The 12,475-nt window shown below is 50.8% G+C and carries 13 protein-coding genes and 1 tRNA gene; 7 read left to right on the forward strand and 7 right to left on the reverse strand.

The window, feature by feature from the left end:
• Window positions 1–90: 90 nt before the first annotated feature.
• Complete coding sequence (locus N7387_RS09360) at window positions 91–825, forward strand: class I SAM-dependent methyltransferase (protein WP_279798436.1); 735 nt, start codon at window positions 91–93, stop codon at window positions 823–825.
• A gap of 28 nt (window positions 826–853) precedes the next feature.
• Here N7387_RS09360 and N7387_RS09365 read toward each other — a convergent pair whose 3' ends face one another.
• Together N7387_RS09365 and N7387_RS09370 are read right to left on the reverse strand one after the other, a co-directional pair.
• Complete coding sequence (locus N7387_RS09365) at window positions 854–1,405, reverse strand: DedA family protein (RefSeq protein WP_279798439.1); 552 nt, start codon at window positions 1,403–1,405, stop codon at window positions 854–856.
• A 12-nt stretch (window positions 1,406–1,417) separates the two neighbouring features.
• On the reverse strand, window positions 1,418–2,095 hold the full coding sequence (locus N7387_RS09370; RefSeq protein ID WP_025152939.1) for a DUF1345 domain-containing protein: 678 nt from the start codon (window positions 2,093–2,095) through the stop codon (window positions 1,418–1,420).
• Between the two features lie 125 nt (window positions 2,096–2,220).
• On the opposite strand from N7387_RS09370, the gene N7387_RS09375 reads away from it, so the two are divergent.
• From N7387_RS09375 to N7387_RS09385, 3 genes are all read left to right on the forward strand, one after another.
• On the forward strand, window positions 2,221–2,973 hold the full coding sequence (locus N7387_RS09375; protein WP_279798444.1) for a TSUP family transporter: 753 nt from the start codon (window positions 2,221–2,223) through the stop codon (window positions 2,971–2,973).
• Window positions 2,974–2,986: 13 nt separating this feature from the next.
• Window positions 2,987–3,418 carry a hypothetical protein gene (locus N7387_RS09380; RefSeq protein ID WP_279798446.1) on the forward strand — a complete coding sequence of 144 codons (432 nt, stop codon included), beginning with the start codon at window positions 2,987–2,989 and terminating at the stop codon, window positions 3,416–3,418.
• Between the two features lie 533 nt (window positions 3,419–3,951).
• Window positions 3,952–4,425 carry a cold shock domain-containing protein gene (locus tag N7387_RS09385; RefSeq protein WP_279798616.1) on the forward strand — a complete coding sequence of 158 codons (474 nt, stop codon included), beginning with the start codon at window positions 3,952–3,954 and terminating at the stop codon, window positions 4,423–4,425.
• Window positions 4,426–4,488: 63 nt separating this feature from the next.
• Here the strand turns inward: N7387_RS09385 and N7387_RS09390 are convergent.
• The 3 genes from N7387_RS09390 to N7387_RS09400 all read right to left on the reverse strand — a co-directional run bounded on the left by N7387_RS09390 (window position 4,489) and on the right by N7387_RS09400 (window position 6,666).
• Window positions 4,489–4,565: transfer RNA gene (locus N7387_RS09390), tRNA-Pro, on the reverse strand.
• 76 nt (window positions 4,566–4,641) lie between these two features.
• Window positions 4,642–6,411 carry an LPS biosynthesis-modulating metalloenzyme YejM gene (yejM, locus tag N7387_RS09395; RefSeq protein WP_279798449.1) on the reverse strand — a complete coding sequence of 590 codons (1,770 nt, stop codon included), beginning with the start codon at window positions 6,409–6,411 and terminating at the stop codon, window positions 4,642–4,644.
• A gap of 27 nt (window positions 6,412–6,438) precedes the next feature.
• Entirely contained in the window at window positions 6,439–6,666 is a 228-nt protein-coding gene (locus tag N7387_RS09400) for a YejL family protein (RefSeq protein ID WP_004238019.1), read from the reverse strand.
• Between the two features lie 232 nt (window positions 6,667–6,898).
• On the opposite strand from N7387_RS09400, the gene yejK reads away from it, so the two are divergent.
• Window positions 6,899–7,903, forward strand: a complete 1,005-nt coding sequence (yejK, locus tag N7387_RS09405) for a nucleoid-associated protein YejK (RefSeq protein WP_262859770.1) — start codon at window positions 6,899–6,901, stop codon at window positions 7,901–7,903.
• Between the two features lie 78 nt (window positions 7,904–7,981).
• Here the strand turns inward: yejK and rplY are convergent, their stop codons facing one another.
• Window positions 7,982–8,263: a 50S ribosomal protein L25 gene (gene rplY / locus N7387_RS09410; protein ID WP_049240257.1), complete on the reverse strand. Its 282-nt coding sequence runs from the start codon at window positions 8,261–8,263 to the stop codon at window positions 7,982–7,984.
• Between the two features lie 172 nt (window positions 8,264–8,435).
• Window positions 8,436–10,196, reverse strand: a complete 1,761-nt coding sequence (locus N7387_RS09415) for a DEAD/DEAH box helicase (protein WP_279798456.1) — start codon at window positions 10,194–10,196, stop codon at window positions 8,436–8,438.
• A gap of 231 nt (window positions 10,197–10,427) precedes the next feature.
• Here N7387_RS09415 and rsuA point away from each other — a divergent pair, with 231 nt between their 5' ends.
• Entirely contained in the window at window positions 10,428–11,123 is a 696-nt protein-coding gene (rsuA, locus tag N7387_RS09420) for a 16S rRNA pseudouridine(516) synthase RsuA (protein ID WP_279798459.1), read from the forward strand.
• Between the two features lie 36 nt (window positions 11,124–11,159).
• A complete protein-coding gene (locus N7387_RS09425) occupies window positions 11,160–12,344 on the forward strand; it encodes a Bcr/CflA family multidrug efflux MFS transporter (RefSeq protein WP_279798462.1) in 1,185 nt (394 codons plus the stop codon).
• Window positions 12,345–12,475 lie beyond the last annotated feature (131 nt).

Genomic DNA, 12,475 nt, shown 5'->3' on the forward strand with positions numbered 1-12,475 from the left:
CGGTGAGGTTTTTTTATGTCTGTAAAACAGAATTGTGGCGGAAACCGGTAAACTATGAATATAATTTGCTCATTATTTAAGGAGTAAGTTATGTCTCAGAATATTTATGATAATCCGGATTTTTTTGCTGGTTATGCCACACTGCCCCGCTCAGCAGAAGGGCTGGACGGTGCGCCTGAGTGGGCCGCCATGCAGGCATTGCTGCCGCCTCTGGCCGGAAAATCAGTGATCGACCTGGGTTGCGGCTATGGCTGGTTCTGCCGCTGGGCAAAAGAGCAGGGTGCTGCCCGGGTGACCGGTTTTGATCTGTCAGAGAAAATGCTGGCGAAAGCCGCATCGATGACTACGGATCCGGATATTACCTGGCTGCGCGCCGATCTTGAGACACTGCAGATACCGGCAGCACAAAGCGATGTGATTTACAGCTCGCTGGCACTGCACTATATACGTGATATTCCGGCTCTCTTTGCCACATTGTATCAGGCGCTGGTCGCGGGCGGCAGTCTGGTTTTTTCCGCAGAACACCCGATCTATACGGCTCCTGTCATTCAGAACTGGTGTACGGACAGTGCGGGTAATAAAGCCTGGCCGGTCAATCAATATCAGCAGGAAGGCGTCAGGATCAGCAACTGGTTTACCGATGGTGTGGAAAAGCAGCACCGGAAATTATCCACCTGGATAAATGCGCTGATCACAGCCGGTTTTGACATCACCGCCATCGATGAGTGGGGGCCGTCAGCAGCACAGATTGCCGCCAATCCGGCGCTGGATGAAGAAAAAGAACGACCGATGATCTTTCTGCTCAGCGCCCGCAAGCCGGAATAATGGCTGACGGGCGGGTTTGCTCCGCAGTTTACAGCGTTAATTTATGCTTTCTTATCAGCACAAACAGACCGGCAACCGCCGCGAGGATAAGGAACCAGGCAAGATAAGTATGCAGCGGCAGGGCAAGGATTGCCGCGCTGACAAAATACCCCGCAGATACAATAATACTTCCCCATATGGCCCCGCCGAGAATATTCAGTACAAAAAATTTCAGCGGATTAATACCGGCGGCGCCGATAATAACGGGGCCGATAGTTCTTAATCCGTAAGCGAAACGTATTCCGATAATAATCAGGCTTTCACGGCGGTGAATAATCTGCTGCAGGCGGGCTATTTTATCAGTATGTTTATGAATACGGGGCAGGATCCGGTTTCCGGCAAAATAACCGGTAAAAAACAGAATATTGTCACTGATAATTCCGCCGAGGGCGGCCACCAGCATCACTTTCGGGTAGGATAATAACTGATGGTGTGCGGCAATGCCGGATAAAAATGCAGCGGTTTCCCCTTCTATCATGGTGCCGAAGAAGGTTGCCCAATAGCCGTATTCTGCAATCCAGTGTGTCAGTAATGCTTCCATCAGCCACTCCGTTTAAAATAAACCGGCAGAAATATTAATGCATAATCCCAGTATCGCCATATTAAAAATAAAAGAGACGACGGATTGCATTAATACGGCGCGGCGCATCGGGGAGGACGCAATTTCCACATCGGCAGTCTGCGAGGCGACGGCAATCGTAAATGAAAAATACATAAAATCAGAGTAACCGGGTTCCGCCGGTCTGTCAGGAAATAACAGCCATGGTTTTTCCTGTTGCGGGTTGGTGTAATAAAGGTGCGCATAGTGCATGGTAAATCCGGCCGGTAATAACAGCCAGGAGGACACTAATGTGGATGCGGTCAGAATATACTGGAAAGCTTTATCATTACCGGTCAGATTACCATGCCCGCCGAGGGCAAAAAAGAGCACCAGTAAACTGACACAACACCCGGCCAGCAGGAAAAACATCACCATGCGGGCGCTTTCATCCTCAATTTTAGTCAGCTTACGGATATCTTTTACTTTCTTATTAATGATCCGCTCAAAAAGACACAGCAGGTATACCCAGGAGAAGGCATTCCAGCTGAGGATCAGGCACATCAGTGTACTCTGTCCGGGCAACAGGGCAAAAAAAGTCACAAACGCGACCAGCAGGGAGATAATAAAACGCGGACGCGAGTGAAAAGCGTGCCGGAAAATATGCGTAATGCGAATACCATAGCGCAACATACCAGTATCCTGTTCAGAAAAATGACATTTTATTATACCAAATATCCGGCAGCAGGGGCGGTATCACTTTTTCGGATATGTACTTTTTATATACTGATTACCTCTGTCATTTAAAGTGTCTTTCCATGAGCATAACATTTCTTATTGTCATGTTTTTTGTCGCCGTGGCCGCCGGATTTATCAACGTGGTATCAGGCGGTGGTGGTTTTCTGTCGATTACCGCGCTGCTGATTTCCGGGTTACCGCCTGCTAACGCACTGGCAACAAATAAGATGCAGGCTCTGGGCAGTTCATTAACATCCGGTGTTTATTTTTTGCGCCAGGGGCGGATTGATTTAAAAAATAATAAATGGGTCTTTATTGCGACATTTTTCGGTGCCGCAGCCGGCACGATTTTTGTGCAGTTTATTGATCCGACTTTTCTGAAAAAATTACTGCCGGGATTAATTATCGGTGTCACGCTGTACTTTATTTTTGCGCCTGACATCACTAAATCCAAAGAAAAACAGCGTGTTTCCTTTTTTCTGTTTTCATTTATCTGCGGCGGCGGTGTCGGATTCTATGACGGATTTTTGGGTGCCGGCGCCGGGACATTTTATACCATCAGCTATATGCTGCTGTTAGGATACCGGATCGATAAAGCGCAGATTCATTCTAATTTTCTGAACCTGGCTTCCAATACCTCGTCGGTTATCTTTTTTATCGCGGGCGGTAAAATGATGTGGTCGCTGGGATTACTGATGTTTGCCGGACAGGCAATAGGTGCGCGGCTGGGCGCCGGTGTTGTACTGAGTTCCGGGCTGAAAGTAATAAAACCGATGATTATTCTGGTCTCTGCCGGGATCAGCACCAAAATGTTATTTGATATGTATTTTTAACAGGGACAGGACAATGTTGAATAAAGCTATTTTCAAAGCAGGGATGTTATTTTTTTCTTTTTCTTTTTTCTGTGCCGCGCAGACAGATACAGCCGCAGGGACAAAATCACCGGAAGAATACGACGCACTTCAGGCGATGATCATTAAAAATGAGAGTCAGTTACTGCCGATCCGGTTTGACCCTTTCACCCTTCTGACTGAGGTCACCCGGGAGAATAACGTGATTATCCTGAATTATCAGGTTAGCGGTCTGCCGCCGGAATTGTTCAGAGAAGAACAGGCGATAAATAAAATGCAGGGCATCCTGACAGCAAAATATTGTCAGGACTCGGCGATCATGCGGTTATGGCAGCTGGCATTTCCCGCCGGGCTGCAGCATAACTATTTTTCGGACGGTACCCGGGTGATGCAGATAAATATCAAACCATCAGATTGCGGGGTGTAAATTTGTCATTGTGCTTTTCTGTATCACTGTAGAATTTAATAATCATTCTGCGGTTATAACGGGGAGGAGCCGGCGGGCATCTTACTTTCCGCAAAATACGCACAGCATCCCGGGCATTGCATCTTTCATCACAGGTATTTTTCGTTATTTTTACCGGATAGGCTCTTCCCGTGGTGTCTGTCCGGTAAATAAGATGAATTTCACCGTCGCCGGATTGCCCGGCGATATCTTCAGGGATTAACTGCCCGCTGTATTTACACTGGCCGATAGCCGTAATATCTATTTTCGCCTGTGCGGCAGATATCATTACTAAAAGCAAAAGCAGGGAATATCTCAGCAAAATGATCTCCGTCAGCGGGTGATATAATCGTGATTACCGTAACATATTGCCATAATCTGTTCTTTTATCCACTGGTGTCCGGAGTGTTGCACGATAACGTCTTAATCCAAAGGCATGGTCTGTACAGGCATTGTGCTTTATACTGCGCGCTGTAATGACTCAGCAACAGATGATTAAGCAGGTGGTAACGGCGATGAACGGAACAATCACAACATGGTTTGAAGATAAAGGCTTTGGGTTTATCAAAGATGAGAACGGGGATAACCGTTATTTTCACGTGGTTAAGGTCGCCAATCCTGACCTGATTAAGAAAAATGCCGCCGTGACCTTTGAACCCGGTACCAATAACAAAGGGCTGTCAGCCTACGCGGTAAAAGTGGTACCGGAAAGTAAATACATTTTCATCGCCGGTGAACGTATTAAACTGACGGCCATTAAGTCCTTCGTGGTTTACAGTGAGGAAGAAGCGGCAGATACCGGGATTGATAAAGAGAATGTAGTACTGTCTGTCGGTGTGCTGATGAACAACATCAAACCAAAATCCGCCGGCCCGGCCGAAATGCGTACACTCAGAAAACTCGCGATTACCACACAGCACGGAAGTACTCTGAACTTCTCTGAAGATGAAATCGATATTGATGAAACGGTGAAAATGCTTAAGGTGTGATGGCTTGCGAATTACAGGCACAAAAAAACCAACCCTAACAGGTTGGTTTTCTTATAAAAAGACTGGTCGGCATGACAGGATTTGAACCTGCGACCCCCGACACCCCATGACGGTGCGCTACCAGGCTGCGCTACATGCCGAATACTACCTATACTACTGTTTTCTTTGATTAAAGCAAGACAGCACTGTGCCGGTTGCGTTTTTTTTGTCCGGGGATCAGTGAGTGTCGATAAAGCGTTTTTGTTCAGTCAGCACCTGAAGTAATTCAGCCATATCCGGTTTGGCATTGCGGATCTTTTCGTTATTCTCATCAAAGCGCTGATATTTACCCTGTGTTGTCAGCAGTGAGGCAGAGTCTGGTTTGATAATCACCAGATTGCTGTTATCGCCGGTAAATATCCGTGGTTTACGCCGTGTGGCGCTGAACAAATCATCACCCTGAGTGTATTCCCCCGGCGGATTGCTGACGTGCAGCAGGCGCTGCATCAGGGTTGCCATGATATCCGGATGTGCGGTCAGTTTGCTGATAGTCTGCGCCGGGGTATCCGGCCAGTGAATAATCAGCGGAACACGCAGCTGGTCACGGTTGAATTTGCCATCAGTGACCCAGTTGTCCTGCAGTTTTGCCATGCTGTCACCGGTACCGGCGGTGATGACAATAACGGTTTTATCCCACTCGCCGCGTACACGGATATCCTGAATCAGTGTGCCCAGCGTGTTATCAATATTCGTCATATCCGGGGCGGAATGACCATCCGGTAACGGGGTGCTGAGGTTAATCAGCGCAAACCACGGCTGATCTTTACGGGTCTGTTTCAGCCAGAGTGACCAGTGTTCTGCCACATCCGCAGAGGCGGTGGCTGTCCCGCGCTTGTCCTGCCCGTCACGCAGCGGCGGCAGGCTGTAATCCGCCAGCAGGGCATAGCGGAAGAGCGGGGAGGCAAAGTTTTCCGTTGAGAAGAATCCGGTCTGATAATTCTGAGCACTCAGTGCGGTCATCAGGGCAGACGGAACACGTCCGTTGAGGATGCCGTCATAATAAGTGCCGGAGATACCGTAATAGAGCCCGAACTGTGCCCGTTCCGGATTGATTTCACTGCTGTAGTGCTGTGTGAATTGTGTACTTTCCTGTGCAAACCGGTTCAGGTTCGGCATGGTCTTATCAATATCTTCCCGGCTCAGCGAGGTGAGGGTGATAAGCAGTAAATTATAGCCGCTGCCATTGTCTGCATAAGTCAGTTTATTGATCGGGTATTCAACGCCCTGGGCGGTCGGGTCGCCGTGCAGAAGCAGTTGCTGCTCATAACTGGTGCTGTCGAGCAGGCCGTGGCGCTCCAGGAATTTGCGGGCAGTCATCGGGTAAGATACCGGCAGATTATAGCGCTGCATGGTGACCGGACGGTAGAAATTGGCATCCGCCCAGATATACATAATATGAGAGGTAATAAAGGCGGTGATAAATACCACCGCAATGGGTTTACCGAATTTTTGCCGGTTCAGGCTGCGCAGTTTTTGCCAGCTCCAGGTGCCGAACAGCATCTCGACCAGAAAAATAACCGGGATCGCAATAAAGACAAACTGCCAGCGCCGCGCCATTTCCCCTTGTTCCGGGTTCACGACCAGATCCCACACCACCGGGTTTAAATGCAGGCGGAACTGTTCATAGATGCCGATATCAAACAGCAGCAGTGTCAGCCCCGCTGTACCCAGGGCGGCCGATAAAAAGCGCAGCAGCCGTTGCGACATCACCACAAAGGTGAGCGGGAACACGATCAGCAGATAGAGAGCAAACGCCAGGAAACTGAAATGTCCCAGCCAGCTGGTGATGGCGTAAATACGGCCAATCAGTGTATCCGGCCAGTCAGAAATAAACAGGTAACGGCTGCTGAGCGCGAGACTCAGCAGAATATTAAACAGGGTGAACCAGTGCCCCCAGCTTATCATCTGAGAGACTTTGTCACCGTATTTCGGACGATACGTTACCATAGAATTTCGTCGTCAGCCGGTATGCGGTCAGTGCGCTTTATCTTCACTGACGGAAGATTGCAGGGCACGGGCGAAGGATTCAGCAATATGAGCGCGTTGTGACGGCGCAACACTGGTATTGATGAGATTGGTCACCATATTTCCTAACACCATAAGAGACAGGTCAGTCGGTGTCCGGTTTTTTTCCAGCACACTGACCAGCTCAGCCAGTAATTTTTCAACGTGTTCATCACTGTAGCGGGATGATTGCGGCATAAACGTAGATATCCTGATTGTACAAAGCTCTATATCATAACTGATGAGCGTTCGTATTTCTGCTTTTTGCGGAAAATTATTTCAATTATGGATCCGGTTACGCAGGGAATACGTCATTTTCAGTATGCACGCCGCGGATTATCCTGTCTTGTCACATTCTCCTGTCATTGTGACTTGCGCACAGATTGCAACGGTGTTTGAATACGCGCAAACGAGGCCGAAGGAGTAAAAGATGAGTCTGGATATCATTCAGATTGCGTTACATCAGCTGATTAAACGCGACGAACAGACACTGGAAGTGGTGCTGCGGGACACACCACTGGAAAAGACCGCCATTGTTGAGGAAATGATGGCTGAACTGCACCGGGTCTACAGTGCGAAAAGCAAAGCGTACGGTGTGTTTAATGAAGAGAGTGAGCTGTCTGCCGCACTGCGCCTGCAGCGGCAGGGCGAGGAAGAATTTCACGCCTTTACCCGTGCGGCAACCGTCCGCCTGAAGGATGAACTGGCAAAATACCCGTTTGCCCAGGGCGGTGTGGTGTTGTTTGCCCATTACCGTTATCTGGCGGTGGAATATCTGCTGGTCGCGGTACTCGACAACTGCCAGAGCATGCTGGTCAATGAGAGCCTGGAACTTAACAGCACCCATTATCTGGATATCCCGCATGCGGATATTATCGCCCGTATTGACCTGACCGAATGGGAAACCAATCCGGAATCCAGCCGTTACCTGACGTTCCTCAAAGGCCGGGTCGGGCGCAAAGTGTCCGATTTCTTTATGGATTTCCTCGGTGCCGCAGAAGGCTTTAATGCCAAAATCCAGAACAAAGGCCTGCTACAGGCGCTGGATGATTACTGTGAGGAAGCACAGGCGGACAAACAGGCGCGTCAGTCTTACCGCAAACAGGTATTTGATTACTGCACGGAGCAGTTACAGAGCGGTGAAGAGATTCAGCTGACAGAGCTGTCTGCGGAACTGCCGCCGCTGGGTGAGCAGAGCTTTGCGCAGTTTACTCAGGAAAAAGAGTACGGGCTGGAGGATTCTTTCCCAGCCGATCGCAGCACATTGCGTCAGCTGACAAAATTTGCCGGCAGCGGCGGCGGGCTGACCATTAATTTTGATGCAATGTTACTGGGTGAGCGGATTTTCTGGGATGCGGCCACGGATACCCTGACGATTAAAGGGACACCGCCGAACCTGCGGGATCAGTTACAGCGCCGTGGTAATAAAGGATAGTGAGAGCAGAAATAAATAACGCCGCAAAAGCGGCGTTATTTACTCGGCGTCCCGATTAAAGCTCGATAGGTGGCGTAATTAAGCGCGCAGGAAATCGATGTGTGTCAGTTTTGGCTTGAACGGATGACGCTGTACAGCCTGTACTTTCACTTTGGTTTCTTTACCATCGATAACCAGGTTCAGAACTTCGTAAAATTCTGCTTTAGCTTCCTGGTTGATCAGGACGTCGTGGTCCAGTTCGATGGAAACAGGTTCCTGGTTGCCACCATAAACGATAGCAGGGAACTTGTTTGCGCGGCGCAGGCGGCGGCTCGCACCCTTACCCTGCTCTTTACGTAATTCAGCATTGATAGTTAACATAGCTTTTCTCTTTAACAAGAGTAAAAAAAATCTTTGCTACAGGCGACCCAGCAGCAAAGTCGGTATTTGGCTTCAGCAGGGTTACCCGTGATGAAGCGGCGTGCATTTTACCGAAAATGCGGACAAACGGCAAACGAAACCCGGCGTAAAACCTAAAAAGCAGCACGCCGGGTCAGGCCAGACTGTCGGATTTGCGGAATCGGCCCTGATAATCAAAGATTTTTTCGCGGATTTGCCAGTAGTTCTCTTTTTTGCGTGAGACAACAAAATCCGGGTAACGCAGCAGCATCTGCTGACGGATAACCGATTCCGCATCCTGCCACTGAAACGGCACGCCGGGGGCGCGCAAATGTTGTGCCAGAAACTGTTTTTCAAAGACAAAACGCTGTGCCGGGGTGGTCAGGCGGAAACGCTCACTGACGGTGGTGCCGTCTTCATCGTAATAATTGATGGTCAGCCATTCACCGCGATTATCCTGCCCGGCAGAAAGCGCCATACCACCACAGCGCAGCACCAGCGCATCTTTCAGGCGCAGCGCGGCTTTCAGCATATCATCCGGGTCACTGAGAACTTCATCACAGTGGCTGCAGCGCCGGGCGGCAATATCATTTTCCCCGTTACAGGACGGGCAGAGTTTAAAACGGAACCGGAAATCACACTGATGACGGGCGGATTTATCATCCGCATCAATAATTCCCTGACAGCGGCGGCCGTAGTGTTCGATGATATGTCCGTCGTCGGTACATAATCCCCAGAACAGGTTGGCAAAACCGCATAACGGGCAGAACACCTGCACCGGCTGGCTTTTGCTGTTCGGTTTATGATTGCCGACTTCCGGCATATAGAGGTCATGCGGGTTTCCGGCGTAATCGAGGATCAGACACTCCGTTTTCCCGGGAGACAGACGCAGGCCGCGCCCTGCAATTTGCTGGTAGAGGCTGACAGACTCTGTCGGGCGCAGAATGGCTATCACATCCACATGCGGGGCATCAAACCCGGTGGTGAGCACGGAAACGTTGACCAGATAATGCAGCTGCCGCGCTTTGAAATTGCGGATTATCGTTTCCCGCTCTGCGGACGGGGTATCCGCGCTGACCAGCGCCGCGTCGCCCGGCGGCAGCAGTGACACAATTTCCGCCGCGTGCTCCACGGTGGCGGCAAATATCATGCAACCCTGACGGGGCGCGGCATACTCAATGATCTGGCGGACAATACGCGGTGTGATCCGCTTTTGTTTTTTCACTTCCCGTGCCAGTACCTGCGAGTCAAACATCCCGGCGGCGCTGACCGGCACCTGTGAAAAATCATATTGCAGCACCGGCATATCCAGCCGCTGCGGCGGCACCAGATACTGATGGCTGACCATATAACGCAGCGGCAGTTCATAGATACAATCGCGGAAGAAGCATTCATGATCGCCGCGGATCATGCCATGATAGTGATACTGATAGATCCAGCCGCTGCCCAGCCGGTACGGTGTGGCAGTCAGGCCGAGAATGCGCAGGGCCGGATTATTTTTCTGCAGATGCTGTATCACCTGCTGATACTGGCTGTCTTCGCTGAGGCTGATCCGGTGGCACTCATCAATAATCAGCAGGGAAAATTTGCCGTCAAAATCGGCGGTATTACGGGCGACAGACTGCACACTGCCGAAAATGACTTTTTGCGAGGACTCTTTTTGTGATAATCCGGCTGAATAGATACCGGCTTCCAGGCCGTAAGCCTGATATTTACTGTGATTCTGCTCCACCAGCTCTTTGACATGTGCCAGCACCAGGACGCGACCGTGTGCCAGTCGTGCCAGTTCGGCGATCACCAGGCTTTTTCCCGCCCCGGTGGGCAGAACAATCACCGCAGGCGAGGTATGTTTGCGGAAATAGAGCAGGGTGGCATCAACAGCCTCCTGCTGATAAGGTCGCAGGGTAAACGTCACAGAAACTCCGGCGGAACAGACAAAATCAGGGTGTCAGCATATCACACTTTAGGCGCGACAATTGACTGCATGACGGCGGATAAACAGCGGAAGCGCCGTCAGAAAGGCGCTGTGATGTTGATAGTTTGTTGTTATAATGATTACCGTGGTTATTATCGAACCAAATTCTTTCATTTTATCTGCTTATCAGCCGGCAGGATGCTGCGGGCGCGTCAGGTTTAAGAGACATTCATGCGATTAGATAAATTTCTTGCCCATCAGATGGGCATTAGCCGGAACCTTGTGGCGAGAGAGCTGCGTGCGGGGAGGGTGACTGTGGATGGTGATGTCGTGAAAAACGGCGCACTGAAGGTCAGCGCGGAGAACGAAGTGGCCTATGACGGTAATGTGATGACACATGTGACCGGGCCGCGCTATTTTATGCTGAATAAACCGCAGGGCTATGTCTGCTCAACGGATGACCCGGTTAACCCGACGATTCTTTATTTTATCGATGAACCGGTTGCCCATAAACTGCATGCCGCCGGACGGCTGGATATTGATACCACCGGGCTTGTGCTGATGACTGATGACGGGCAGTGGTCGCACCGTATCACCTCACCGAAACATCATTGCGAGAAAACCTACCGTGTTACCCTGGCTGAGCAGGTGGCGGATACGACCGCCGCGCTGTTTGAGCAGGGTGTGATGCTTAACGGCGAACAGCACCCGACCAAACCGGCAACACTTGAGATTATCACTCCGCAGGATGTGCGGCTGACGATTTCCGAAGGGCGCTATCATCAGGTCAAACGTATGTTTGCCGCTGCCGGTAACCATGTGGATGCGCTGCACCGTGAGCGTATCGGCGGCATTGTGCTGGATGACAGCCTGGAACCGGGGGAATACCGCCCGCTGACTGATGAGGAAATTCAGTCGGTTCTCTGAACACCTTTTTACTGAATTTAATACGGAGTAACAGGCGTGCAAGTGCAACGTTCGGCCTATTTCGGCCTGATTTTTATCCTGGGGCTGTTATCGATGCTGATGCCGCTGGCTATCGATATGTATCTGCCAAGCATGCCGACCATCGCCCGTGACTTTGGTGTCACTGAAGGCGATGTCCAGATGACACTCAACAGCTACCTGATCGGGTTTGCCGCCGGGCAGCTGGTGTACGGCCCGATGGCGGATGCGCTCGGCCGCAAGCCGGTGATCCTCGGGGGAACGCTGATTTTCGCGCTGGCTTCCGCCGGGTGTGCAATGTCGCAGGATATCGGTACCTTTATCGGGATGCGCGGGCTGCATGGCTTTGCAGCGGCAGCGGCAAGTGTGGTGATCAACGCCCTGATGCGCGATATATTCACTAAAGATGAATTTTCCCGCAGTATGTCGTTTGTGGTGCTGGTGATGACCGTGGCACCGCTGCTGGCGCCGATCATGGGCGGCATGATGATGCTGTGGTTCAGCTGGCATGCGATTTTCTGGACTATCATGATTGCCGCGCTGATCGCCGCGCTGCTGGTGCTGTTCTTTATCCGCGAAACCCTGCCGAAAGCGCGGCGTCAGCCGTTCCGGCTGCGGATCATGCTTGGTCAGTTTGTCACACTCTTCCGTCAGAAGCGGGTGCTGTGTTATATGGTGGCATCTGGTTTTTCCTTTGCCGGGATGTTCTCGTTTTTATCCGCCGGGTCATTTGTTTACATTCAGCTTTACGGGCTGACGGAGCTGGAATTCGGTTACTGCTTTGCGCTGAATATTGTTTTCCTCTTTATTATGACCACCATTAACAGCCGTTATGTCCGCCGCTTCGGGGCACTGAATATGCTGCGCACCGGGCTGGTGGTGCAATTGCTGGCGGGATGCTGGCTGGTACTGGCGGCATCCGCCGATCTCGGTTTTGTGGCGGTAATGATAGGTGTGGCCTGCTATGTGGGAAATATCGCTATGATCACATCGAATGCCATGGCGGTGATTCTGGATGATTATCCGCATATGGCCGGAACGGCATCATCACTGGCCGGGGTGCTGCGGTTTGGTATCGGTGCTGGTGTCGGTGCGGTGGTGGCTTCGTTTAATATGACAACCGTCTGGCCGATGATTGGTGCAATGGCGCTTTGTATTCTGGTTGCTGCCTCACTGGTGCTGTACGCACGGCGTTTCGCCTGATTTCCTTTCTCTGCTGCCGGTCCGGATGTTTCCGGGCCGGTCATTTCGGCAATATCAGTAATAGTCGAATGATTATCCCGGATAACGATTCCGTCATCGTCTGGTTGATCTGAATCATGAAAAGTTACATT

This window comes from Morganella sp. GD04133 (genome assembly GCF_029835375.1).
Lineage (GTDB): Bacteria > Pseudomonadota > Gammaproteobacteria > Enterobacterales > Enterobacteriaceae > Morganella > Morganella morganii_B.

Excerpts from the sequence above, each read along its gene's own strand:
- rplY (WP_049240257.1), bottom strand. The coding sequence starts at position 8,263 with ATGTTAACTATCAATGCTGAATTACGTAAAGAGCAGGGTAAGGGTGCG.
- rsuA (WP_279798459.1), top strand. The coding sequence starts at position 10,428 with ATGCGATTAGATAAATTTCTTGCCCATCAGATGGGCATTAGCCGGAAC.
- N7387_RS09380 (WP_279798446.1), top strand. The coding sequence starts at position 2,987 with ATGTTGAATAAAGCTATTTTCAAAGCAGGGATGTTATTTTTTTCTTTT.
- N7387_RS09370 (WP_025152939.1), bottom strand. The coding sequence starts at position 2,095 with ATGTTGCGCTATGGTATTCGCATTACGCATATTTTCCGGCACGCTTTT.
- N7387_RS09375 (WP_279798444.1), top strand. The coding sequence starts at position 2,221 with ATGAGCATAACATTTCTTATTGTCATGTTTTTTGTCGCCGTGGCCGCC.
- N7387_RS09365 (WP_279798439.1), bottom strand. The coding sequence starts at position 1,405 with ATGGAAGCATTACTGACACACTGGATTGCAGAATACGGCTATTGGGCA.
- yejK (WP_262859770.1), top strand. The coding sequence starts at position 6,899 with ATGAGTCTGGATATCATTCAGATTGCGTTACATCAGCTGATTAAACGC.
- yejM (WP_279798449.1), bottom strand. The coding sequence starts at position 6,411 with ATGGTAACGTATCGTCCGAAATACGGTGACAAAGTCTCTCAGATGATA.
- N7387_RS09385 (WP_279798616.1), top strand. The coding sequence starts at position 3,952 with ATGAACGGAACAATCACAACATGGTTTGAAGATAAAGGCTTTGGGTTT.
- N7387_RS09400 (WP_004238019.1), bottom strand. The coding sequence starts at position 6,666 with ATGCCGCAATCATCCCGCTACAGTGATGAACACGTTGAAAAATTACTG.
- N7387_RS09360 (WP_279798436.1), top strand. The coding sequence starts at position 91 with ATGTCTCAGAATATTTATGATAATCCGGATTTTTTTGCTGGTTATGCC.